Consider the following 23,183-nt stretch of genomic DNA (forward strand, 5'->3'; position numbering starts at 1 on the left):
CGTCAACTTGCGGTGTGCACCGCGAAGCCCGTCCTGCCCGGCGCGATGTGCTCGCGCAGGGTGAGGGCGGGAATCTCGTAGTCGCCTCCGTTCTGGCGGCGGAACGGAATCGGCTCGACGCTGAAGAGCGTGTCGAGCCGCTCGCCCAGCTCCTGCGTGATGCGCGCGTATGCGGGCTCGTCGACCTTGTCGGTGCGATACACGACGTAGGGCGGCAGCACGTCGAAGCCGGGGTAGTAGAGGATGCCGTGCTGGATCGGGAAGAGCAGTTCTTCGATCGGACCGTTGACGCCGCGCGGCGCGTAGTGCGAGGCCCAGCCGCCGGCGGTCACCACCAGCATGGCGCGCTTGCCCACCATGACGCCTTCGCCGAAGCGGTCGCCCCAGTGCCGGTCCGAATGCTCGCCCACGCCATAGGCGAAGCCGTAGGCGTAGATGCGCTCGACCCAGCCCTTGAGGATGGCGGGCATCGAGTACCACCAGAGCGGAAACTGCAGGATCACCGCGTCGGCCCAGAGCAGCTTCTCCTGCTCGGCGGCGATGTCGGCTGTCTGCGTGCCGGCCTCGAAGGCCCGTTGCGAATCCAGGATCGGGTCGAATTGCGCGGCGGCGTCGCGTGCCGGGAAGTCGCCGGCGTCCAGCGCGGGCTTCCAGCGCATGGCGTAGAGGTCGGACACGCGCACGGAATGGCCGTTGGCCGTGAGGCGATCGACCATGAAGCGGTGCAGCGAGCCATTGAGCGAGGCGGGTTCGGGATGGGCCAGGACCAGGAGGACGTTCATGATTTCTTGAGGGTTCGAGTGGAGATGCCCTCAGGTTAGGTACGCTGGCGATATATTGGAAATGAATAGTCTGAATTCCAGGAATTGCCATGAACAATTTCAGCCGCCTCGACCTGAACCTGCTGGTCACGCTCGACACCCTGCTGGCCGAGCGCAACGTCACCCGCGCCGCCGAGCGGCTGAACCTGTCGCAGCCTTCGGTAAGCGTGCAGCTGGCAAAGCTGCGCGAAGTGTTCGGCGATCCGCTGCTGCTGCCTGCGCAGCGCGGCATGCGGCCCACTGCGCGGGCCGACGAATTGCGCGAGCCGTTGCGCGAGGCCCTGGAGGCGCTGGGCCGGGCGGTCGCGCCGACGCGGCCCTTCGAGCCGGCCGAGGCGGGCACCACCTGGCGCGTCGCGGCGGCCGACTACGCCGAGTCGGCCATCCTGCTGCCGGCGCTGGCCGGGCTGCGCGCCGGCGCACCGAACACCCGGCTGGCGGTGGTGGAGGCCGTGCCTTCGCGCATGGCGCGGCAGCTCGAAAGCGGCGAGATCGACCTGTTCTTCCACACCAGCGTGGGCGCGCCGCCGGGCCTGCATGCGCGGGTGCTCTTCCAGGAGCGCTATGTGCTCGTGGGCCGCGCGGGCCATCCGCGCCTTAAGCGCCGGCCGACGCTGGCGCAGTTCTGCGCGCTGGAGCATGTGGTCGTGTCGCCGGCCGGCGGCGGCTTCGCAGGGCCCACCGACGAGGCACTGGCGCAGCAGGGGTTGACGCGCAAGGTGGTGCTGTCGGTGCCGCACTTCCTTTTCATGATGTCGGCGGTGGCGGGCACCGACATGGTCGCGATGCTGCCCGAGCGGCTGGCGCGCACCGCGCCCGGATTGCGCCAGGTGGAGGCGCCGCTGGAGGTGCCGGGCTACGAGATGGCGATGCTCTGGCACGAGCGCCGGCATCGCGATCCGGCGCACAAGTGGCTGCGCGAGCAGATCGCGGCCAGCCTCTGAGCCTTTCTCTGAACCTGCGCCGCGTTCAGGCCACGCCCAGGGCCTTGCCGACCCCGGCCTGCCGTTCCAGCGGAAGCCACAGTACGAAGCGCGTGCCGGCGGTGCCTGCCTCCCAGCTCACCGTGCCGCCGATCTCCTGCGCCCGCCGCTGCTGGTTGCGCAGCCCGCGGCCGCCGCGCCTCATGGCCGCGCTCACGTCGAAGCCGCCGCCGTTGTCCTCGACGACCACGCAAACGCCCTCGTCGGCCACGGAGGTACTCACGCAGATGGTGGTGGCGCGCGTGTGGCGCAGCACGTTGGCCACGCACTCCTGCACGATGCGCAGGATGTGCAGCGCGCCGTCGGGGTCGAGCCAGTTGAGCGCGGGAACCGGCTGCACCTCCCACTGCAGCGCGATGCCGGCGCTCTCGATGCGCGGCGCCAGGCGGAAGCGCATGGTCGCCAGCAGCAGGAGCAGGTCGGCATCGACACTTTCCATGGAGTCGATCACCAGCCGCAGGTCTTCCATGCAGCCCTTGAGCACCTCGGAGATCTCGGCCTCCGTCATGGCGCCGCGTTCCACCGAGCGGATCGCGCTGATCAGCGATGAGCCCAGGCCGTCGTGCATGTCCTGCATCAGGCGGCGGCGCTCGGCGCTGAGCATGTGCTGGTTCTCGCTCGCGCGAAGGCGCTGGTAGCTCTGCTCGAGTTCGGCCTCGCGCTCCCTCAGGCGCTGCGCCAGCCCTCTGTTGAGCCGGCCCACCTCGGCGAAGGCGCCGGTGTAGCGCTGGAACATGATGTACGAGAAGACGAAGAACAGGCTGATGATCGCGTAGGGCGACATGTACACGCTCTCCGGGCTCACCAGGTTGTTCTGCAGCAGCCCGTCGTACGACGTGAGCGCGAGCGCGAACACGGTCCAGACCGCCACCAGCCGGCCTTCGCTCTGCTGGTTGTGCAGCGACTTGCGCAAGTTGACGGTGAAGATCAGCACCGCCACCGGCAGCACCGCGAGGTTGAGCAGCGGCGTGAACAGATAGAGGCTGACGATCTTCTCCGACACGTGCGGCAGCGTCGAGATGCTGCAGGCCACGGCCAGCGTCACCGCGATGCGGGTCAGCCACACGGAGGGCTGCTGGTGCAGGCGCTGCAGGAACAGGTGGATGAGGATGACCAGCCACAGCAGGCTCGATACGGTCATCCATTCGAACCACTCGTCGGAAATGGGGATGTAGCTGCCGCCCGCGTAGTAGTGCAGCGTCCGGAAGAAGGCGAGCGCGGAGATCGCGAAGAACAGCAGGTAGAGCAGTTCGCGCCGCCGCCCCATCCAGACGGCGAAGGCGAAGGCGCCCACCGCCAGGAAGGCTGCGCTGCCCATGAAGGGAAGCTGCACCTGCAGCAGCTGGCGGATCTGGTAGCGCCAGCTCAGCGAGGCCTCGCTGCCGACCCAGACCGTGGAGAAGCCGCTGCCGCTGTTGCGCAGGCGGTTCACGCGGATCAGCACCGTGCTGGGCGGGGGCGTGCCGGCCGCGGCGTTCAGCGGGATCAGCAGAGGGTGGTTGTAGCCGTTGTGGATCGGGCTGCCGTGCGACTGGTAGAGCAGGGCGCCGTCGCCGTACACCGCGATGTGGCCCAGCGTCTTCCAGCGCGGGAGATAGAGCAGCTGAGGCTCGCGCACCGAAGCCCTGGCGGACAGGTCGATGCGGTACCAGTCGGTCACGGTGCGTGCGCCGCTGCCTTCGTCGGGCACCAGCTCGCGTCCCACCGTGTGCGGGAGGTTGACCTTTCTCCAGCCTTTTTCGGGCAGCGCGGCGTCCTGCACGTCGCGGGGAGGCGCGGTATAGCCGTTGCCCGGGACGGAAAGCAGCTCGACCCGCGTGATGTGAACGGCCTCGGCTTCGTGCGGCGATTGCCCCGCCGCGGGCTCGGCGGCGTTTGCGAAAGACAGGAGTGCCGGCGCGGCGGCCAGCAAAAGCTTTGCGATCCACCTGCCGATTCGCCAACAGCTCTTGCTGCCAAGCCTCATAGATCGCTCTGCCTTGGAAGTCGCTTCTTTGTGATTTGCAACGGCCCGAAACCGTTGCTTTACGGCTTCGGGCCGTGGAGCCCGGATCCCGCCCTCGCGAGACGGGCGCGATTATGTTCCCCGTCGAATATTGGTGCGATTACGCCTGTTAACACGGCCGCGACCCCGGGGCGGGCCGTGTCTGCGGGGGCCTCCGGCGGGGGGCGCGGCATAGGCCGTCCGTCGAATGCACAGCGGTGGCGGCATTCCCTAGCATGGACGGAACTCCGCGTTCCGCGCCCGCGCCCGCTCCCTTCCTATTGCAGGCCCTGCCGATGAAACAGTCCGCGTTCATGGTTCTCGTTGCCCGCCTGGCGGCAGGCGCACTGCTCTCGACCGCCGCCGGCTCGTTCGCCGCCGAGCCGGCCAAGGACAACCCGCTGATCGGCCGCTACGAGGGCTCGGTGCTCGACGGTTACAAGGCGGCTGCCTATGACGAAGTCGGCCTCATCAAGGAGCCGTTCCAGAACTGGGGCGGCGGCAAGCCCGACCTGCTCAAGGTCGAGGGCAAGGTCACGCTCTATCTATACAGGCTGCCCAAGGAGCGCTCGCTGCTGGAGGTGCAGCGCAACTACGAGTCCAGCCTCAAGGCCAAGGGCTTCGAGGTGCTGTTCAGCTGCGGCACCGCCAATGGCTCCTGCTACAAGCCGCGCGACGGCCGCGTGGATACCACCACGCCCTACGACTTCGCGCTGGCCTTCGACGAGCCCGAGTGGCCGCGCCTGGGCAGCCGGGGCGACTACGCGCGCAACTACTTCTCGGTGAGCGGACGCTACCTGCTCGCCAGAAAGACCGGCCCCTCGGGCACCGTCTACGCCAGCATCGCGCTGGCCGAGCACAACGCCGAGGTCGGCAACCACGCCTTCGTGCGGGTGGTGGAGAGCAAGGCGATGGAGGAGAACAAGATCGTGTTCCTCGACGCCACGGCCATGCAGAAGAGCCTGGCGGAGACGGGGCGCGTCAATCTCTACGGCATCCTGTTCGACCTCGACAAGGACGTGATCCGCCCCGAGTCGCAGCCCACGCTCGACGAGATGACCAAGCTCATGCGCAACAACCCGCCGCTGAAGCTGTCGGTGGTGGGCCACACAGACGCGCAGGGCGACGCCAGGCACAACGACGACCTGTCGAAGCGCCGGGCGCTGGCGGTGATCGCCGTGCTGGTGAAGGCGGGCGTGGACCCGCGGCGCTTCACCACCCGCGGTGCCGGAGCCTCGGAGCCGGTGGCGCCGAACGACAGCGAGGCGGGGCGGGCGAAAAACCGCCGGGTGGAGCTGATCCGCCTCTGAGCCCGGCCACGGCGGCGTGCCTCAGATGATGGGCACGCTCGCTTCCTTCAGAACCCGCAGCACGAAGTGCGACTTGCTGTGGCGGATGCCCGGGATCTTGTAGAGCTTCTCGCGCAGCAGCCGCTCGTAGTCGCGCGTGTCGCGCACGGCGATGCGGATGTAGTAGTCGTAGTCGCCCGAGACCAGGTAGGCCTCCTGGATCTCGGGGATGGTGGCGAGCGTGCGACCGAAGTCGTAGAGCGTCTCGTCGGTGTGGCTCTCCAGCGTGACCTGCACGATCACCGAGTCGTGGTAGCCGAGCCTGGCCGGGTCGACATCGACCGTATAGCGCTTGATGACGCCCGTGGCTTCCAGTTTCTTGATACGCGTCCAGCAGCTGGTGGGCGAGAGGCCGACCTCGTTGCCGATCTCCTGCAGGGTCTTGCGCGAGTCCAGCAGGAGCACCCGCAGGATCGCCAGGTCGGTCTTGTCGAAAGATCCTTCGCTGTCGCTCGGTGTTTGCCGATTGGTTTTCATGAATCGAGCTTAAAGAGCCAAAAGAAAGATGCATATTCTGCGCCCGAAACGGAAGAATTGACGGCATGCGACTGCTCGACCTACCCCCCACGTCCTCCCCGTCCCTCCACCCTGACACGAAGCCGGTTCGCATCCGCAACGGCGCCGAGGCCCTGCTCGACACGCTGGTCGAATGCGGCGTGGACACCATCTTCGGCTACCCCGGCGGGGCGGCGCTGCCGCTGTACGACGCACTGCACGGCGAACCCCGGCTGCGCCACGTGCTGGTGCGCCACGAGCAGGCGGCCGTGCACGCGGCCGAGGGTTATGCGCGCAGCACCGGCCGGGTGGGCGTGGTGCTGGTCACCTCGGGGCCGGGCGTGGGCAACACCATCACCGGGCTGCTGGACGCGATGAGCGATTCGGTGCCGGTGCTGTGCATCAGCGGGCAGGTCGCCACGGCCGTCATCGGTACGCAGGCGTTCCAGGAAAGCGACGCGCTGGGCATGTCGCGCCCCGTGACGAAGTGGAACCGCCAGGTTCGTGCCGCCGACGACGTGCCCGCCCTGGTGCGCCGCGCGCTGGAGATCGCATCGACCGGCCGACCCGGCCCGGTGCTGCTCGACGTGCCGAAGGACATCCAGCTGCAGCGCCTGGGCCGCGCCCCCGAGGCAGCGCCGCTGCGCCCCCTGCGCACCAGCCGCACCGCACTGCCGCCGAAGGCCATGGTGCAGCGCGCGGCCGATCTGCTTTCCACCGCGCGCCGGCCCGTCATCTATGGCGGCGGCGGACTCGTCAATTCGGGCCCGGCTGCCTGCGAAGCCTTCACCAGGCTGGTCGACCTGATGCATGCGCCGTGCACGCTCACGCTGATGGGGCTGGGCGCCTTCCCGGCGTCCGACCCGAAGTTCATCGGCATGCTGGGCATGCACGGCACGCTCGAGGCCAACCTGGCGATGCACGAGGCCGACCTGGTCGTCTGCATCGGCGCGCGCTTCGACGACCGCGTGACCGGCAAGCTCGACGAGTTCTGCCCGCACGCCCGCAAGATCCACATCGACATCGACCCCGGCAGCATCAACAAGGTGGTGCGCGTTGACGTGCCGATGGTGGGCGACTGCGCCGCGATCCTCGAGAGCCTGCTCGCGCTGCTGCCCACCGAGGGCTTCGCGCCCGAGCGGGTGGCTGCGTGGTGGGAGCGCATCGAACGCTGGCGCGCCGTCGACTGCCTGGCCTTCGAGCCGAAGGCCGGTTCGATCCTGCCGCAGCAGCTGATGTCGTCGCTGCAGCGCGCCGTTGCCGGGCGCAACGCCATCGTGTCGACCGACGTGGGCCAGCACCAGATGTGGGCCGCGCAGTACCTGCGCTTCGACAGCCCGCGCCGCTGGCTCACCTCCGGCGGTGCCGGCACCATGGGCTATGGGCTGCCCGCTGCCATCGGCGCGCAGATCGGCCACCCCGGCGCGCTCACGGTGTGCGTGAGCGGCGATGCCTCGGTGCTGATGAACATCCAGGAGCTCTCCACGGCAGTGCAGCACCGCGTGCCGGTGAAGCTGGTGCTGAGCAACAACGGCTACATGGGCATGGTGCGCCAGTGGCAGGAACTGAACCACGGCAACCGCCTGAGCCACAGCTGGAACGAGGCGCTGCCCGACTTCGTCGCGCTGGCCAAGGCCTTCGGCTGGGGCGCGAGGCGGGTGAGCGACCCGGCGGAGTTGGAGGACGCGCTGGCCGAGTGCCTTGCCAGCGAGGGGCCGTTCTTCCTCGACGTGCAGGTCGAAGCGCAGGAGAACTGCTTCCCGATGATGCCCTCGGGCCATGGGCACCATCGGGTGATGCTGGCGAAGGACCGGTGGTACGAGGAGGTCTGAAAGTCTTGTCCCCTCTCCCTCTGGGAGAGGGCTGGGGAGAGGGCTGGGGTAAGGGCGCTGCGCCGTCTATGACGCGCGGCCTCGACGTGCAGGCCGATGGCCTCAGACGCTCTGCAGCCGCACGTCGTTCGCCGGCATGGCGTTGAGCTCGGCCCAGTCCATCTCCTCCTCCAGCTGGTGATAGGTGTCGTCCTCGATCCTGCCCGCCTGGCGCAGCGAGTCGAGCGCCTCCCGCTGCGCGCGGATGGCCACGGTGCGCAGTCTGTCTTGCGCCGTCTTGGCCTGCGTATGGTGCCTGTCCTGGGCAAGCGCGCGCGCAGCGCGGTATTCGTCGCGCACCGCATCGGCCTCGCGCCCGTGCTCGGCTTCGATGGCTGCGAGGGCCGCGTCCATCATCGCGGTGCGGGCGAGCGAGATTTCTTCGTCCTGGGAATCGTCGGGCTCGATCTTCAGCATCCTGATCAGCGGCCCGATGGTGAAGCCCTGGATCACCAGCGTGCCCAGCACCACCGCGAACGCGCTGAGCACGATGAGGTCGCGCCCCGGAAACTCCGCCGGCAGCGCGAAGGCGGTGGCCAGCGTCACCAGCCCGCGCATGCCCGACCAGCCGACCAGCAGGTTGATGCGCCTGGAGGGCAGCGGCACCTTGCGCCCGCGCGCGATCAGCCGCAGCTTGTACCTGCGCATCGCGGCGCCGTAGATCAGCAACCACGCTACCCGCACCCCGATGACCAGCGCCAGCACGAGGGCGGCGAACTCCAGCGCATGCGTGAGCTGCGGCCCCGACAGCCGCGTGAGGATGCCGCGCGCCTGCAGCCCCATGAGGAAGAAGGCCAGCACGTTGAGCGTGAACACCACGGCGCCCCACACCGCATAGGAGTGCACGCGGTCGCGCGGCGCATGGCGCCTCGGTGCGTACTGGCCCAGCGTCATGCCGAAGGCCACCACCGAGATGATGGGCGACAGGTGCAGCCGCTCGGCCACGATCCAGGCGCCGAAGGTCATCACGAACTGGAAGATGATGGCCGAGCGCGTGCCTGCGAAGAGCGGCGCGCCGAAGTGGATGTTGAGCTTGGCGAACGCGAAGCCCACCAGCGCGCCGCCCGGCACCGCCACCAGCAGCATCGGCAGCGAACTCGTCATCGGCACGTGCGCGGCGCCCGCCGCGGACACCGCCACGCCGAACACCAGCAGCGCCACCGCGTCATTGAGCAGGCTCTCGCCGTTGATGATCGACAGCGTGCGCCGCGGGATGCGGAACTGCTGCATCACCGCCGCCGCGGCCACCGCGTCGGGCGGCGCGACGATGGCGCCGAGCGTGATCGCCGCTGCCAGCGGCAGTCCCGCGAAAGCCCAGCCCGCCCACGCGACCACGGCCGTGGTCAGCAGCACCGCCACCAGCACCAGCGAGACCAGCGACATCCAGTTGCGGCGCAGCTCGCGCGGCGAGGTGTCGAAGGCCGAGTCGAGCAGCGCGGGCGCGATGAACAGCGCGAGCACCAGCTGCGGATCGAGGCTCACGTGCGGCACCCAGGGCATCGCGCCCAGGCACACACCGGCCAGCGCCAGCATCGAGGGGTAGGGCAGTGCGAGACGCCGCGACAGCTGCAGCAGCAGGCAGGCGGCGATCAGCATGACGAGCACGTTCTCGAAGACGTCCATCGGGGCCTCTGTCTTGGTGTTGTTTGTCCCGAATACTAAGAGGTCGCCGGAAGGTGGGCTCCTGCAGCCCGGCAAATGGCAAGGGGCCCGTGGCGGGCCCCTTCGTCGTCAGCGCATCGGCGCGGGAGGGCGGGGCGCTCAGGAGTGCCCGTCCACCCGCATCTGGAACAGGAAGTAGGGCGGTATGCAGGCGCCTTGCCCCTCGGGCCGGCCCTCGGCCTGGGCGCAGATGTAGTCGTCGCGGCAGGACTGCTGCGCGGAGCAGGTGCGCAGGTTGCCGGGGCGCGTGTGCTTCGCCAGGCATTCGCCAAAAGGCTTCTTCGCGGCCAGGCAGCTGTTGAAGTCGCTGAGGATCGCGATGCCGCCGCAGGTGCCGTTCGGGTCCTTGGGGTCGCAGGGGCCGGAGCACATGCCGCCCGGAAAGCCGACCGAGGTCTTCTCGCAGACCGATGCTGGGCCTTCGCAGGAGATTCGCGGCAGCTTCTCGGCGCGGTCGAGCCACGCGTTGGCCGACTGCGTGATGCGCGTGGGCTCGCAGCGCGCCCCCACTGTTGCGTGCTCGGCGGGCGCGTCCGTCGCCAGCGGTTCGGCCAGAGGGCGGAAAGGATCGGGCCGCGGCGTGGTGAGCGCGGCCCGCACGTAGATTTCGCGCCGCGCCAGTTCGTCCTGCACGTGCGGGGAATGCGGCACCGCGAGCGCGTTGCCGGTCGTGAATGTCCGCGATGCGCCGCGCCGGTCGACGCCCAGGAGGTGGAAGCCCGCAACGGCGCGGCTCTGGTGGCAGCCCATGCAGCTCAGGTCGTCGAGGCGGCGAAGCACCGCCTGCGGCGACTGCAGCGTGCGGCTGCCGGGCACGGCCTTCCATTCGCCGGCCGGGAAGATCTGCTCGAAGGGCCGGTTGGCAAGGCGCTCCAGCCCGCGCGGCGCGACCGAGATGGCCTCGGTCGCGAGGAACCTGTCGGGAATCTGCAGCGTGGCCTCGTCCAGCGCGCGCAGGTTGGCGGGCTGCTGCAGCCATTGCTGCAGTTCCTTGCGCAGCGCGGCGCTGGCCTTGAGCTTCGCGACGTCGGGCGTGTTCTCCAGCGGTGCCACGTCGAAGCGCCCGGCGCGCGCATTCCAGCGGAAGGCCCGCAGCATGTATTCGGCATGGCCGCCCAGGTCGGGCCGCACCGCCGAGGGCCAGCGCACGCTCTGCAGGTTGGTCGTGACCTGCGCGATGCGCGCGTGCTCCAGCCGCTTGGGCGCCAGCGGGCCGTCGGCCGATGTGAGCCAGCGGCCCAGCACCTCGTCGCCCATCGCGGACTGCGGTGGCTGCCAGCGCTTCGCGGCCGTGGCGCAGCTGCCGTCGGCGTCGGGCGCATCGCCGCGCAGTTCGACGTTGACCGTCATCGGCAGGCGCGACTGCATCGCGGCCGTGCGGTAGGCCAGCCGGTACACCAGCCGCGTCTCTCCGCAGGCGCCGTCCTGGAAGGGCCGGCGGTCCATGCGATTGGCGACGCCGACCAGCTCGAAGAAGGCGTCGGGACTCGCGAGCCAGCGCGCATCGAACAGCCGATGCGGATAGCGCGAGATGCCCACGCCCGCCTGCTTGTCGCGACGCTGGATGCCGGCGAGGCTCGCGCCCAGCGGCTCGGCGATCGAGCGCCAGGCAGGCGTGCGCGTCAGCGCATCGTTGGTGGCGACGCCATCGGCGGACGGCGCAGACTCACCGTTCATCCAGCGCGCGAAGCCGGCGCCGGATTTCTCGGCCGCCTGCAGCGCTGCAGGCGAAGTGACGAGCAGCACCGGCTCCGCCGCTTGCGCCATGGGCGCGGCGGAGGCGAGAGTCAGTGCGAGGAGGGCGGCGGGAAGGTGATGTCGGATGAGCGGCACGCAGCCCATTGTGCCGTCGTGCCGCTGTGCCGCTCGCGTTCACGCGACTGCCCGTTCCGCCTGGGGCATTGACTGGGCCGCATCGAGCGCCACGTCCATCGTCATCAGCGGCCGCGGCGTGGCCGCGAGCAGCGCCTGCGTGTAGGGATGGCGCGGGTCGTCGAACACCGCGTCGCGTGCGCCTTGCTCGACGATGCGCCCGCGCTCCATCACGATGACTCTGTCGGCGATCTGCTCCACCGCCGCGAGGTCGTGGCTGATGAACAGGCATGCGAAGCCATGGTGCTTCTGCAGGCTCTGGAACAGCCTGAGCACCTGCGCCTGGATCGTCATGTCGAGCGCCGACACCGGCTCGTCGGCCACCACGAAGGCGGGGCGCCGCACCAGCGCGCGGGCGATCGCCACCCGCTGGCGCTGGCCGCCCGAGAGCTCGTGCGGGTAGCGCGCGCCGAGGCCGTCCAGGCCGACCTCGTCCAGCGTCTCCTTCACGCGCCGCGTGCGTGCCGCCGCGTCGAGTTCGGGCAGATGGCGCAGCGGCTCGGCCACGATGTCCCACACGCGCATGCGCGGATCGAGCGAGGAGAACGGGTCCTGGAAGACCAGCTGGCAGGCCAGCCTGAAGCGGTGCAGCGCCGTGCGGCCGGCGCTGCGGACGTCCTCGCCGCGGAACAGGATCTGCCCTGCCTGCGAAGGTGCGAGCCGCAGGATGGCGCGGCCCAGCGTGGTCTTGCCCGAGCCGCTGCCGCCCACCAGCGCGACCATCTCGCCCGGGTGGATGTCGAGGTCGAGCGAGTCGATCACGCGGACCGGCGCATGCCGCCTGAAGAAGCCGGCGCGCGCGCCGGGGTAGCTCACGCACAGGCCGCGCACCTGCACCAGCGGCTGCTGCGCTTGCGCCGGCGCCGGCTTGGCCTCTTGGCGCCGCGGCAGCGCATCGACCAGCTTGCGGGTGTAGGGCTGCTTCGGCGCCAGCAGGATGCCCGGTACCTCGCCGGTCTCCACCAGCCGGCCCTTCTCCAGCACGATGGCGCGCTGCGCATAGCGCCCCACGAGGCCGAGGTTGTGCGTGATGAGCAGCACGGCGGTGCCGTTGTCGCGCGCCAGGCCCACCATCAGGTCGAGCACCTCGCGCTGGCTCAGCGTGTCCAGCGCGGTGGTCGGCTCGTCGGCGATCAGCATGCGCGGCTTCAGCAGCATCACGCTGGCCAGCATGATGCGCTGGCGCATGCCGCCGGAGAACTCGTGCGGGTAGGCGTGCATGCAGCGCTCGGGGTCGGCGATCTGCACGCGGCGCAGCATGTCGACGATGCGTTCGCGGATCTGCGCGGCCGGCAGCTGCGTGTGCATGCGCAGCCCTTCGGCCATCTGCTCGCCGATGCGGTGCACCGGGTTGAGCGAGATCATCGGCTCCTGGAACACCATGCCGATGCCCGGCCCGCGGATGGGGCGCATGGCCTTCGCGGCGTACGCGGCCAGGTCCTGCCCGTCGAACACGATGCGCCCGCCGGTCTGCGAGATGCCCGGCGGCAGCAGCTGCAGGATGGCGCGCGCCGCCATCGTCTTGCCGCTGCCCGATTCGCCCACCACTGCGAGGAACTCGCCCGCCTTCACTTCGAACGACAGGTCGTGCACCAGCGGCTGGGCGCCGTTGCGCAATTCGATCTTCAGGTGCTCCACCGACAGCACGGTGGGGTTCGATGCGGCGTTCATGGCTTCTCCGTCCGTGGATCGAGCCGGTCGCGCAGCGACTCGCCCAGCAGGTTGATGCCCAGCAGCGTGAGCGCGATGCACAGCCCGGGCACCACGCACAGCCACACGGCCGAGGCCATGTAGGGACGCGCGCTCGCGAGCATGTTGCCCCAGGTGGGCGCGGGCGGCGGCACGCCCAGGCCCAGGAAGCTCAGTGCACTTTCCGAAAGCAGCACCCAGCCGAACATGCTGGTGGCGAGCACCGCCACCGGCGCCATGCAGTTGGGCAGCACGTGGCGCCACATGGTGTAGAGCTCGCCGTTGCCGATCATGCGCGAGGCCTCCACGTACTCGCGCTCGCGCAGCGACAGCACCGTGCCGCGCACCACGCGCACCACGGAGGGCGCATAGGCCATGCTCAGCGCCAGCACGATGCCCCACTTGTTGGCGCCCACGATCACCATCACGCCCAGCGCCAGCAGCAGGCCAGGGAAGGCCAGCAGCGTGTCGTTGAAGGCCATCAGCACGCGGTCGGTCCAGCCGCGCACGAAGCCCGCGACCACGCCGACCACCAGGCCCATGGCGGTGGCCAGCGTCACGGTGAGCAGCGCCACCAGGCAGCTGGTGGAGGCGCCCTGCATCGCGCGGCTGGCCACGTCACGGCCGAATTCGTCGGTGCCCAGCCAGTGGGCGGCCGAGGGAGGCTGCAGCTTGGAGCGCAGGTCGATGCCCAGCGGGTTGTAGGGCGTCCACAGCGCCGCGGCCACGGCGATGGCCAGCAGCACCGCGACGAGCGCGCCGCCGATGAGGGTATGGGTCTTGAACTTCGTCTTCACTGCACAGTCACCCGCGGGTCGAAGAGGGGGTAGCACATGTCGACGATCAGGTTGATCACGACGTAGATGCAGGCGGTGAACAGCAGGCAGCCCTGCAGCACCGGGTAGTCGCGCGCGAAGATCGAATCGATCATCAGCCTCCCCAGGCCCGGCAGGGTGAACACCGTCTCCAGCACCGCGATGCCGCTGAGCAGGTGCCCGAGGATCAGCCCGATCATGGTGAGCGTCGGGTTGAAGGCATTGGGCAGCACGTGGCGGCGCAGCACCTGCGATTCGGGCACGCCCTTGGCGCGCGCATGCGTCACGTATTCGAGCCGCAGGATCTCGATGGTGCTGGCGCGCGACATGCGCGTGAGCACGCCGGTCTCCACCAGCAGCAGCGTGGCGATCGGAAGCACGACGTAGAGCACGCCCTGCGAGAAGCTCTCCGACATCGGCACGTAGCCCACCACCGGCAGCCAGCCCAGGTACTGGCCGAAGAACATCAGCAGCAGCAGGCCCAGCCAGAAGCTGGGCACCGAGAGCATCAGCGTCGCGGCGCCGATGATGGCGAGGTCGGTGGGCTTGTCCTTGCGCCAGGCGGCGACGAGGCCGGCGGGCACGGCGATCAGCGAGGCCAGCGCCACCGCGACGAGCACGATGACCGCGCTGACGTGAAAGCGCTCCCAGATCAGCGGCAGCACCGGCAGGCCGTTGGTGGTCGACGCGCCCAGGTCGCCGGCCAGCGCGTGCTTCAGCCACACGAGGTATTGCGCGGGCAGGGGCTGGTCCAGCCCCATCTGGTGGCGCATGAGCGCCAGCTGGGCGGGGTCGGCGCCTTCGCCCAGCATGAGCAGCACCGGGTCGCCCGGAATCAGCCGCATCAGGGTGAACACCGCGATGGAGACCAGCAGCAGCGTCGGGATCGTCATCGCGATCCGGCGCAGGAGATAGGCGGGCATTGCTCGCGCGGCTCCGTTCAGCCGGCAGCGGCCAGCCGCACGTTCCAGAACCTCGGCTTGGCCGGCGCCCAGCCCTTGAAGCCGACCACGTTCTTGCGCATGGCGGTGGCGTCGCTGGCGTTGAAGAGCACGATCATCGGCACGTCCTGCAGCATCTGCCTGTGCATCTCGTCGAACAGCACCTGGCGGCGCGCCTTGTCGCGCGTGACCATCGACTCGGCCAGCCGCGGCTGGGCGTAGGCGCTGTCCCAGACCTTGCGCGGCTGCGCGGCCTTGTCGCCGGACACCATCTCGAAATTGAGCGAGGGGTCGATGCGCGCCGAGTAGATGAAGGCCATGCTCTGGTACTGGCCCTTGGTGTAGCGGTCGAGCTGCGTGGCCCAGTCGAGCACCTCCAGCTCGATGTTGATGCCCGCCTCGGAGGCCATGGCCTGCACCAGCACCGCGGCCGAGTACAGGGCCTCGTAGCGCTTGTTGGCGATCATGCGGATCGGCTGGTTGCGGTAGCCGGCCTCGGCCAGCAGCTTCTTCGCGGCGGCGAGGTCACGCCTGAAGCCGCCGGCCTGCACCCCGTCGTAGTAGGGGCTGGACGAAGGCACCACCGAGTTGTTGACCGGCGAGAGGCCCTCGGTGACGGAGCGTGCGATCTCGGGCGTGTCGAGCGACAGCGCCAGCGCGCGGCGGATGCGCACGTCCTTGAGCACCGGGTCGCCGGTCTGCAGAAGCAGGGCGACCATCGACATCACCGGCGTGGTGTCGACCAGAACGTCGGAGCGCTTGCGCATCTCGACCACGTCGGCCGGACTGGGGTTGACGAATGCGTCGATGCCGCCGCTGTAGAGCGCGGCCTTGGCTGCGGCGGAATCGGGAATGACGACGAAGCGCAGGTTCTCGATCTCGGCCTTCTTGCCGCCGGCCAGACCGTCGCGCGGTTCGGCACGCGAGGTGTAGCCGTCGAAGCGCGTGAGTTCCACGTACTGCCCTCGCTTCCACTCCTTGAGTTTGTAGGGGCCCGTGCCCACGGGCTCCTTCCACTGGCCGTCGGGGCCGACCGAGCTGCGATGCAGGATGGCCGCTCCGCCGCAGTCGGGCCGGGCCATCATCGTGAGGAAGAGGGCGCTCGCGCGCTCCAGCTTGAACACCACCGTCTTCGGATTGGGCGCTTCCACCGAGAGCACCCTGGTCATGCCCTTGCCGTCGAACTCGGGCAGGCAGCGCCAGCCGCTGGCGGGCTTCAGGTAGCGCTGCCAGTTCCAGACCACGTCGTCGGCCGTGAGCGTGGCGCCATTCTGGAACTTCACGCCGTCGCGCAGCGTGAAGGTGTAGGTCAGGCCGTCGGCCGAGGTGTCGACTTTGCTCGCCAGCATCGGGCCCACCGAGGTGTCCTCGCGCAGCGCGACCAGCCCTTCTGCCACGTGCAGCAGCACGTTGTCGGTGTTGTCGTCGCGGTTGCCGCCCGGGTCGGTGCTGCGGATGTCGGAGTTCATCTGGATGCGCAGCGTCTGGCCCGCGCCCACGGCCGGCTGGGCGAGCGCGGGAGCCGCGGCTGCCAGGCCGAACGCCAGGGCGGCGATCAGCGATGCTGGCGATGTGGAGGGTGGGCGAGACGGAGGAACGGGTACTTTCTTCATGGCAACACTCCTGGCGTGGGCGGGCTCGGCAGCGGTAGGGCGTTCGGGGTCAGAGGGAATATTCGGTGAAGCGATGGGCCTTGAAGGGCGCCGGGGCGATGCGCATCTTCCGTGCCGCCGGGTCCATGACGATGGTCGCCACGGTGGCCGACGAGGCGCCGCCAGGCCCCGCGCTCGGGCTGCGGCACACCGCGCGCGGTGCGCCGAAGCGGTCCTGCAGCGCGTCGATCACGTCCTGCTCGCCCAGCGGGCCCGCGGCGCGCCGGTTGTGCAGCGCCTCGGTCACGCGGCGGTCGCGGTAGAGCGAGTCGGGCGTGGTTTCCAGGCTGCGGTCCACCACGCGCGCGAGGGCGGCCGGCGTCTTGAAGTGGTTGGCATGCACCAGGATGCCGCCCTCGGGCTGCTGCCAGAACACCTGCTCGGGGCAGGTCTCCAGGCTCACGGCCTCGCCCTCGGCGTGCGTGACGATCATGTTGTTGGAGATGGAACGTGCGGTGCGGCACACCACGCCCAGCGCGTTGGCATAGAGCTCCGACTGCAGGATGCCGCGGCGGATCAGCGCCAGCGGCACGCCCTGCTGCCTGCCGTCGCTGTCGGCCTTGATGAAGTTGCCGGTGACGGCGATGCCCGCGCTGTTGAGGCCGGCGCGCGCGAGCGTGCCCGCTTCGGCGAAGGTCAGCATCGACGGTCCCTTGGCGGGCTGGATGCGCAGCACGATGCCCAGCTCCAGGCTCTCCACGCGCCAGTCCCAGTTCTGCGCGTGGATGAGCCGGCCCTCGCGCGAGGCCGAAGGCATCACCACCACGCCGGTGCAGCCGTCGGGCGGCTCGGTGGCTTCGAGCTGCTGGAAGGCGTACAGCATCTCGCTGCGCGCGTTCAGCGCCACGATGTCCTCCGGCGGCACGCCTGCGCCTTCGGCCACGCCTTCGATCTCGCGCAGCATGCCCGCGTCGAAGGCCTCGACCACCGGCATGAAGCGGCGCGCCAGCGCGCGGGTGCGCTCCCAGCTGAGACCGACGCGCTCGAAGGCGGCGCGGTAGGTGCGCAGGCTCAGGTCGATGCGGTCGCCGGCCGCGCGGCCGTACTGCTGGCCGCACTGGCGGGCGTCGCCTTCGATGTCGTAGAGGGGGAACGATTCGATGTCCATCTGGTGCTTTCGTGTGTGTTCAGGCAGCGGCGTCGGTGGGCCGGGCGGTTTGCGCGATGGCGGCGCGCAGGCTGTCGACGATCTGGTCGACGTGCTGGCGCTCGAGCGTGAAGGGCGGAGACAGCGCGATGGTGTCGCCCACCGAGCGCACCAGCACTCCGCCCTTGTCCAGGCAGTGCTGGGCGACTGCCTGCGCGTGGGTGCCTGCGCCCTCGGTCCAGGGCTGCAGCTCGATGCCGGCCAGCAGGCCGACGTTGCGCACGTCGATCACGCCCGGCAGGCCGCGCAGGGCGTGCAGGCATTCCTCGAAGTAGGGCGCCGTGGCGGCCGCCTGGGCGATCAGGCCGTCCTGCGTATAGGCGTCGAGCGTGGCCATCGCCGCGGAGCAGGCCAGCGGATGGCCCGAGTAGGTGTAGCCATGCGAAAGCTCGATGCCGCTCACGCTGCCCTGCATGAAGGCGTCGTGCACTTCGTCGCGCAACAGCACCGCACCCATGGGCACCGCGCCGTTGGTCAGGCCCTTGGCGGTGGTGATGAGGTCGGGCGTCACGCCGAACAGGTCGGCCGCGAAGTTGGTACCCAGGCGGCCGAAGCCGGTGATGACCTCATCGAAGATCAGCAGGATGCCGTGCTTGTCGCAGATCTCGCGCAGGCGCTTGAGGTAGCCGCGCGGCGGCGGCAGCACGCCGGTGGAGCCGGCCACCGGTTCGACGATCACGGCCGCGACGGTAGAGGCGTCGTGCAGCGCGAGCAGTGCCTCCAGCGCGTCGGCCTTCTCGATGCCGTGCGCCGGCTCTCCGCGCGAGAAGGCGTTGCGCGCCAGGTCGAGCGTGTGCGGCAGATGGTCCACGCCGTTGAGCAGCGGGCCGAAGGTGCTGCGCTGGCGTCCGATGCCGCCCACCGAGATGCCGCCGAAGCCCACGCCGTGATAGGCGCGCTCGCGGCCGATGAGGCGGTAGCGGGCGGCGTCGCCCCGCGCGCGGTGGTAGGCCAGCGCGATCTTCAGCGCGGTGTCGACCGACTCGGAGCCTGAATTGGTGAAGAACACGTGGTTCATGCCGGCCGGCGCCATCTCGGCCAGGCGCTGCGCGAGCACGAAGGCGCCCGGGTGGCCGATCTGGAAGTTGGAGGCGTAGTCGAGCACGTCGATCTGCGCCTTCATCGCGGCGCTGATGCGCGGGTGGCGGTGCCCGGCGTTCACGCACCACAGGCCGGCGATCGCGTCGAGCACGCGGCGGCCGTCGGCCAGGTCGTAGTGCAGGCCTTCGCCGCCGACGATGAGGCGCGGCGACTGCTTGAACTTGCGGTTGGGGGTGAAGGGCATCCAGAACGCGTCGAGCGACGCGGGGGAGGCGAGGGTGTCGGCAAGGGCCACGAGATGGTTCTCCGTTGGGAAAGCGACCCGGCTCCTGGGTCGTCGTGGGGCCGATCTTGAAACTCGGATTGTATTTTTGGCGCGGGTTGTACATGGTTTTTTCAGGGCAAAAATACAAAAGCCGGGTGATGATCGGCCCCTGAACTTCCACCCGCGATTCCGGAGACCCTGGATGGCATCCCAGACGGACGACCGACCCACCGCATCGCCCACGATCGCTCCGCTGGTCCAGCGGGTGAGCCGCTATGTGCTCGACCAGGCGCTGGCCGGCGGCTACGAGAGCGGGCATCACCTCACCGAATCCGAGCTCGCCAGCCGGCTCGGCATCTCCCGCACCCCGGTGCGCGCGGCGCTGCGCTTCCTGCACGAACGGGCGCTGCTCGCACACACGCCGAACCGCGGCTACACCCTGCTCGGCGATCGACACGCACTGGCACGCGCCCGGCGCGAGATGCCCGAGGACGAGGAGAAGACCCTCTATTACCGCTTGCTGCGCGACCGCCTCAGCGGCAAGCTGCCGACGCGCGTCAACGAACTGGAACTGGCGCAGGCCTATGCCGTGCCGCGTCCGCTGCTGCGCACCGTGCTCACCACGCTGCTGCAAGACGGCGTGCTGCGCGGGCGCCACTACCAGCGCTGGGAGTTCACCGAGACGCTGGATTCGGTCGAGAGCGAGCGCGAGAGCTACCGGTTTCGCCTGACCGTCGAATGCGCCGGGCTGCGCGAGCCGGGTTTCCGGGTCGACATTCAGAGGCTGCGCGCCTGCCGCGAGCGCCAGCAGGGGCTGCTCACGCAGGCGTCGCGTTATTCATGGATGGATTTTTTCGAGGCCAATGCGCAGTTCCACGAACTGCTGGCCAGCGCATCGGGCAACCGCTTCTTTCTCGACGCGGTGCAGCAGCAGAACCGGCTGCGGCGCATGTCCGACCTCTCGGACTATCCGCTCGTGAACATCGACCTGCTGCACAAGTCCTGCCACGAGCACCTGGAAATTCTGGATGCGGTGGAGCGCGGCGACCAAGAGGCCGCGGCTCAACACATGCGCCGGCACCTCAGCCGCGCCAGCGACCTGGTCGAACAGCGGGTGACGGGCGTGCTGGGGGACTGAAGCGGCGCGTTGCGTCGTGTCGTATCGGCTTTGGGCGCTCAGCGCCTTGGCGAGATGTTCAGCTTCTTGCAGAAGTCGTAGAAGGCCTCGAGCTCCAGCGACTTGTCGAACACCGCGTCCACGCCTGCAGAGAGGGCGCCCTCGCGCACCTCGGAGGTGGCGTGGTTCATCAGCACCACGGTGCGCTGCGTCGGCGACTTGTGTTCCTGCAGGTACTGCGCCACGGTGAGGCCGTTGCCCTCGGCCAGGAAGATGTCGATGACCGCCGCATCCCATTCCTGGGGGTTGTTCTTGAGCCAGTCGATCGCGCCACCCGAAGTGGAAGCGGTGCCGATCACGTCGCAATCGGCGAATTCCTGCAGGCCATCGGACAGTGTGGTGGCGATCAGGGGGTTGTCTTCTATCAGATAGATGCGGGTCATTTGTTCGCAGTGAGGGCTTCTCGTTCTGTGCTGGTTTCGCTTGTCGTCGGTTTGTCTCGGACCGATGCGGGCATTGTCCCTGCGGCTGCGGCGCATCGAGTCGGACAACGCCTTCATCTGCCGTAGAACCCTGCGCTGGCGGATCACCAGCGTACAAGACCCGTCGGCATGCGCGGCCATATCGTGGGGAGGTCTTCATCAACAACGACCTCGCCCGCACAGTACATATGGCCACGCCGCAATCTTTTACGCCTCCTTTCACATCCTCCGGCCGCAGCGCGCTGGTGCAGGCGCCGCCCTGGCACTACGCGGGCTGGCTCGTCAACGTGGCCTTCGAATTCGATGCCGAGCGAGGCGCCGCGCTGGTGCCGGCCGAACTCGGCGTGGCCACCGGCAAGGGCTGCGTGCATTTCGCCGATTGGCAGTCCTGCGGCGACGACGGCCGCGAACTGCTCGACCCGGTGTACGCGCAGTACCGCGAGACCATCGTCGTGTTGGAGATCGAGCCGAAGCCAGCCGGCGACACGCGCTTCTATTGCCCGCTGATCTACGTCGACCAGGACATCTCGCTGCTGCGCGGCTGGCTCCAGGGCTGGCCCAAGAAGATCGGGCAGACCTGGCTCACGCGCAGCATGCCGCTGATCCATCCGGCGGCCGCGCCCATCGCGGCTGGAAGCAGGCTCGGCGCCAGTCTCAGCGTGAAGGAGCGCCGGTTGGTGGATGCCTCGGTCACGCTGTCGGGCGAGCAGACCGGGCGGCTGGGTTTTCTTTCCGCTGCGACCGTGGGCGCCATCGGCTGGCCCGACCTGACGCAGCCGGGTATCGCGGCGGTACCGCGTTATCTGCGCGCCGACATCATCGATCGCGTGGAGCCGGGTTGGACCGGCGGCCGAGCGACGTTGCAGTTCCACGACCACCCCGTGGAAGAGCTGGCGCTGCTCGGCCCCGTGCAGGCCACCGACGCCAGCGCGGGTTGGATGGGCATCACGGTGCGGGGCGCGTTCGCTGCGTGATCAGGTTGTCGGTTGTCGATGGCGCTAACCTTCGCGGGATGACCACGCTGCCCGCAAGCCCTCCTGCCGCCTCGCGCGTGACCGGCCTGACTATGGCGGACGGAATCCAGGTCGAGGCGATGTTCACGGCCGACCCCAAGGCACGCTTCGAGCTGCACTGGCATGCAGAGTGGAGCGTGGGCGCCATCCTCGAAGGCCGCTGCGAATTCACCTGCGTCGGCGAGCGGCAGGTGGCGCGGGCGGGCGACATCGTGCTGATGGCGCCATTCATGCTGCACACGGCCGGCGTGAGCGCGCAGGGCTTCCGCATGGTGATGCTGTATGTGCCGCATGCCTGGGCGAGCGCGCGCCTCGGTTGGCCGCCCGGGCAGCGGGGTGGGCTGCACCGGGGGGTGTGGCGCGACGCGGCGATGGCTGGCGCACTGGCCGCTGCGGCGCAGGCGCAGGACGGCGCGCAAGCCGGCCGGCTCCTGGAAGAGATCCTTCGAGCGCAGGCCGGCGGAGAACTGGTCGCGGTCGAACGCCGTGCGGGCGATGCGCGGGTGGAGGCCGTCTGCGAAGCGTTGGCGACCGAAGACGCATGCCGCATCGATCCGGGCGCGCTCGCCAGGCGGGTCGGCGTTTCGCGCGAGCATTTCCATCGCCTGTTCCGCACGGCCGTCGGCATGACGCCGGCCCACTACGCGCGTCTGGCGCGCATCGGCCGGGCCAAGGCGCTGCTGCGCGACGGCCACGCGGCAGCGGATGTGGCGGCGCAGTGCGGCTTCACCGACCAGGCACACTTCTCGCGCTGGTTCCGCCGCTGCTTCGGGGTCACCCCGGGCAACTACATGGCCGGGCGAGAGCGCGTGGAAAGGGGCGCGTGAGAAACTAGCGGGCTTGCCAGCCCGGCCCGATCGAGGTCAGGGCCCCCCCGCCAACCACAGGAATCCCGCGTTTTGGAAGAGAAGGTCGTCTCCGTTGCACCCATGATGGACTGGACCGACAGGCACTGTCGCTACCTCCATCGCCTGCTGTCACGCCACGCGCTGCTCTACACCGAGATGGTCACGACCGGCGCGCTGGTGCACGGCGACGTGCCGCGCCACCTGCGCTTCAACGCCGAGGAGCATCCTGTTGCACTTCAATTGGGCGGCAGCGAGCCGGCCGACCTGGCGCACTGCGCGAAGCTTGGCGAGGAGTGGGGCTACGACGAGATCAACCTCAACTGCGGCTGCCCCAGCGAGCGGGTGCAGCGCGGCGCCTTCGGGGCCTGTCTGATGAACGAGCCGCAGTTGGTGGCCGATTGCGTGAAAGCGATGGTCGACGTGGTCGGCATCCCGGTGACCGTCAAGCACCGCATCGGCATCGACAAGATCGAGAGCTACGAGTTCGTGCGCGACTTCGTCGGCAAGGTCAGCGAAGCCGGCTGCAACACTTTCATCGTGCATGCGCGCAACGCCTGGCTGCAGGGGCTGAGCCCGAAGCAGAACCGCGAGATCCCGCCGCTGCGCTACGAGCTGGTGCACCGGCTGAAGCACGAGTTTCCGGACCTGCACATCGCCATCAACGGCGGCATCACGGTCAACGCGCAGGTGCATGAGCATTTGCGGCTGCTCGATGGCGTGATGGTGGGGCGCGAGGCGTACCACAACCCCTGGTGGCTCGCCGAATGGGACGCCGAGTTCTTCGGCGCCGGCGAGCAGACGCTGACGCGCGAAGAGGTCGAGTCGCTGATGTGCGACTACATGGCCCGCGAGGCGGCCGAGCACGGCACCCACTGGTGGCCGATCGCCCGCCACATGCTGGGTTTGCGCAACGGCCTGCCGGGCGCACGCCGCTGGCGGCAGGTCTGGAGCGACCACCGGCTCAAGACGCTGCCTGCGCACGAAGTGATGGCGCTCGCGCGCGAGCCTGCCGCCGCGTACGCAGCCTGAATCGGGCGCGCCGCGCGCCTCTTGCGATCAGGCGCCAGAGCCGCGATCGGTCGCCAAGCCTTTCCTGAAACGATGTTCCGAAAAACACTACTTCACGATAAGTAGCG

The 23,183-nt window shown here is 69.2% G+C and carries 19 protein-coding genes; 7 read left to right on the plus strand and 12 right to left on the minus strand.

The window, feature by feature from the left end; all coding sequences use genetic code 11:
• Positions 1-2: 2 nt before the first annotated feature.
• Positions 3-782 carry an NAD(P)H-dependent oxidoreductase gene (locus FHY06_RS00425; RefSeq protein WP_184602791.1) on the minus strand — a complete coding sequence of 260 codons (780 nt, stop codon included), beginning with the start codon at positions 780-782 and terminating at the stop codon, positions 3-5.
• A gap of 89 nt (positions 783-871) precedes the next feature.
• On the opposite strand from FHY06_RS00425, the gene FHY06_RS00430 reads away from it, so the two are divergent.
• A complete protein-coding gene (locus FHY06_RS00430) occupies positions 872-1,765 on the plus strand; it encodes a LysR family transcriptional regulator (protein WP_184602793.1) in 894 nt (297 codons plus the stop codon).
• A 25-nt stretch (positions 1,766-1,790) separates the two neighbouring features.
• Here FHY06_RS00430 and FHY06_RS00435 read toward each other — a convergent pair whose 3' ends face one another.
• Positions 1,791-3,716 carry a sensor histidine kinase gene (locus FHY06_RS00435; RefSeq protein WP_260309290.1) on the minus strand — a complete coding sequence of 642 codons (1,926 nt, stop codon included), beginning with the start codon at positions 3,714-3,716 and terminating at the stop codon, positions 1,791-1,793.
• A 386-nt stretch (positions 3,717-4,102) separates the two neighbouring features.
• Between FHY06_RS00435 and FHY06_RS00440 the strand changes: the two genes are divergently transcribed.
• Complete coding sequence (locus FHY06_RS00440; protein ID WP_020722974.1) at positions 4,103-5,098, plus strand: OmpA family protein; 996 nt, start codon at positions 4,103-4,105, stop codon at positions 5,096-5,098.
• 21 nt (positions 5,099-5,119) lie between these two features.
• Here the strand turns inward: FHY06_RS00440 and FHY06_RS00445 are convergent, their stop codons facing one another.
• On the minus strand, positions 5,120-5,614 hold the full coding sequence (locus FHY06_RS00445; protein WP_019653213.1) for an Lrp/AsnC family transcriptional regulator: 495 nt from the start codon (positions 5,612-5,614) through the stop codon (positions 5,120-5,122).
• 65 nt (positions 5,615-5,679) lie between these two features.
• On the opposite strand from FHY06_RS00445, the gene ilvB reads away from it, so the two are divergent.
• On the plus strand, positions 5,680-7,464 hold the full coding sequence (gene ilvB, locus FHY06_RS00450; RefSeq protein ID WP_184602797.1) for a biosynthetic-type acetolactate synthase large subunit: 1,785 nt from the start codon (positions 5,680-5,682) through the stop codon (positions 7,462-7,464).
• A 102-nt stretch (positions 7,465-7,566) separates the two neighbouring features.
• On the opposite strand, the gene FHY06_RS00455 is transcribed toward ilvB, so the two are convergent.
• From FHY06_RS00455 to FHY06_RS00490, 8 genes are all read right to left on the minus strand, one after another.
• Positions 7,567-9,126, minus strand: coding sequence for a cation:proton antiporter (locus FHY06_RS00455; RefSeq protein ID WP_184602799.1), 1,560 nt, complete (start codon positions 9,124-9,126; stop codon positions 7,567-7,569).
• 138 nt (positions 9,127-9,264) lie between these two features.
• Entirely contained in the window at positions 9,265-10,932 is a 1,668-nt protein-coding gene (locus FHY06_RS00460) for a hypothetical protein (protein ID WP_260309291.1), read from the minus strand.
• A 105-nt stretch (positions 10,933-11,037) separates the two neighbouring features.
• Entirely contained in the window at positions 11,038-12,708 is a 1,671-nt protein-coding gene (locus FHY06_RS00465) for an ABC transporter ATP-binding protein (protein WP_184602803.1), read from the minus strand.
• Entirely contained in the window at positions 12,705-13,523 is an 819-nt protein-coding gene (locus FHY06_RS00470) for an ABC transporter permease (protein ID WP_019653208.1), read from the minus strand. The genes FHY06_RS00465 and FHY06_RS00470 overlap by 4 nt, the downstream gene beginning before the upstream one ends.
• Positions 13,520-14,464 (minus strand): ABC transporter permease, encoded by a 945-nt coding sequence (locus tag FHY06_RS00475; RefSeq protein ID WP_019653207.1) that lies wholly within the window; start codon positions 14,462-14,464, stop codon positions 13,520-13,522. The genes FHY06_RS00470 and FHY06_RS00475 overlap by 4 nt, the downstream gene beginning before the upstream one ends.
• A gap of 17 nt (positions 14,465-14,481) precedes the next feature.
• A complete protein-coding gene (locus FHY06_RS00480; RefSeq protein ID WP_184602805.1) occupies positions 14,482-16,095 on the minus strand; it encodes an ABC transporter substrate-binding protein in 1,614 nt (537 codons plus the stop codon).
• 49 nt (positions 16,096-16,144) lie between these two features.
• A complete protein-coding gene (locus tag FHY06_RS00485; protein WP_019653205.1) occupies positions 16,145-17,242 on the minus strand; it encodes a C45 family autoproteolytic acyltransferase/hydrolase in 1,098 nt (365 codons plus the stop codon).
• Positions 17,243-17,261: 19 nt separating this feature from the next.
• Positions 17,262-18,617, minus strand: a complete 1,356-nt coding sequence (locus FHY06_RS00490; RefSeq protein ID WP_311733659.1) for an omega-aminotransferase AptA — start codon at positions 18,615-18,617, stop codon at positions 17,262-17,264.
• A 172-nt stretch (positions 18,618-18,789) separates the two neighbouring features.
• Here FHY06_RS00490 and FHY06_RS00495 point away from each other — a divergent pair, with 172 nt between their 5' ends.
• Positions 18,790-19,725, plus strand: a complete 936-nt coding sequence (locus tag FHY06_RS00495) for a GntR family transcriptional regulator (RefSeq protein ID WP_184602807.1) — start codon at positions 18,790-18,792, stop codon at positions 19,723-19,725.
• 38 nt (positions 19,726-19,763) lie between these two features.
• Here the strand turns inward: FHY06_RS00495 and FHY06_RS00500 are convergent, their stop codons facing one another.
• Entirely contained in the window at positions 19,764-20,147 is a 384-nt protein-coding gene (locus FHY06_RS00500) for a response regulator (RefSeq protein ID WP_020722972.1), read from the minus strand.
• 227 nt (positions 20,148-20,374) lie between these two features.
• Between FHY06_RS00500 and FHY06_RS00505 the strand changes: the two genes are divergently transcribed.
• From FHY06_RS00505 to dusA, 3 genes are all read left to right on the plus strand, one after another.
• Complete coding sequence (locus FHY06_RS00505) at positions 20,375-21,160, plus strand: acetoacetate decarboxylase family protein (protein ID WP_184602809.1); 786 nt, start codon at positions 20,375-20,377, stop codon at positions 21,158-21,160.
• Positions 21,161-21,198: 38 nt separating this feature from the next.
• Positions 21,199-22,026, plus strand: coding sequence for a helix-turn-helix transcriptional regulator (locus FHY06_RS00510; protein WP_184602811.1), 828 nt, complete (start codon positions 21,199-21,201; stop codon positions 22,024-22,026).
• Between the two features lie 102 nt (positions 22,027-22,128).
• Complete coding sequence (dusA, locus tag FHY06_RS00515; RefSeq protein ID WP_409327437.1) at positions 22,129-23,076, plus strand: tRNA dihydrouridine(20/20a) synthase DusA; 948 nt, start codon at positions 22,129-22,131, stop codon at positions 23,074-23,076.
• Positions 23,077-23,183: the final 107 nt, after the last annotated feature.

Origin of the sequence: Variovorax atrisoli, from assembly GCF_014195185.1 — a bacterium.
Classification (GTDB): domain Bacteria; phylum Pseudomonadota; class Gammaproteobacteria; order Burkholderiales; family Burkholderiaceae_C; genus Variovorax; species Variovorax atrisoli.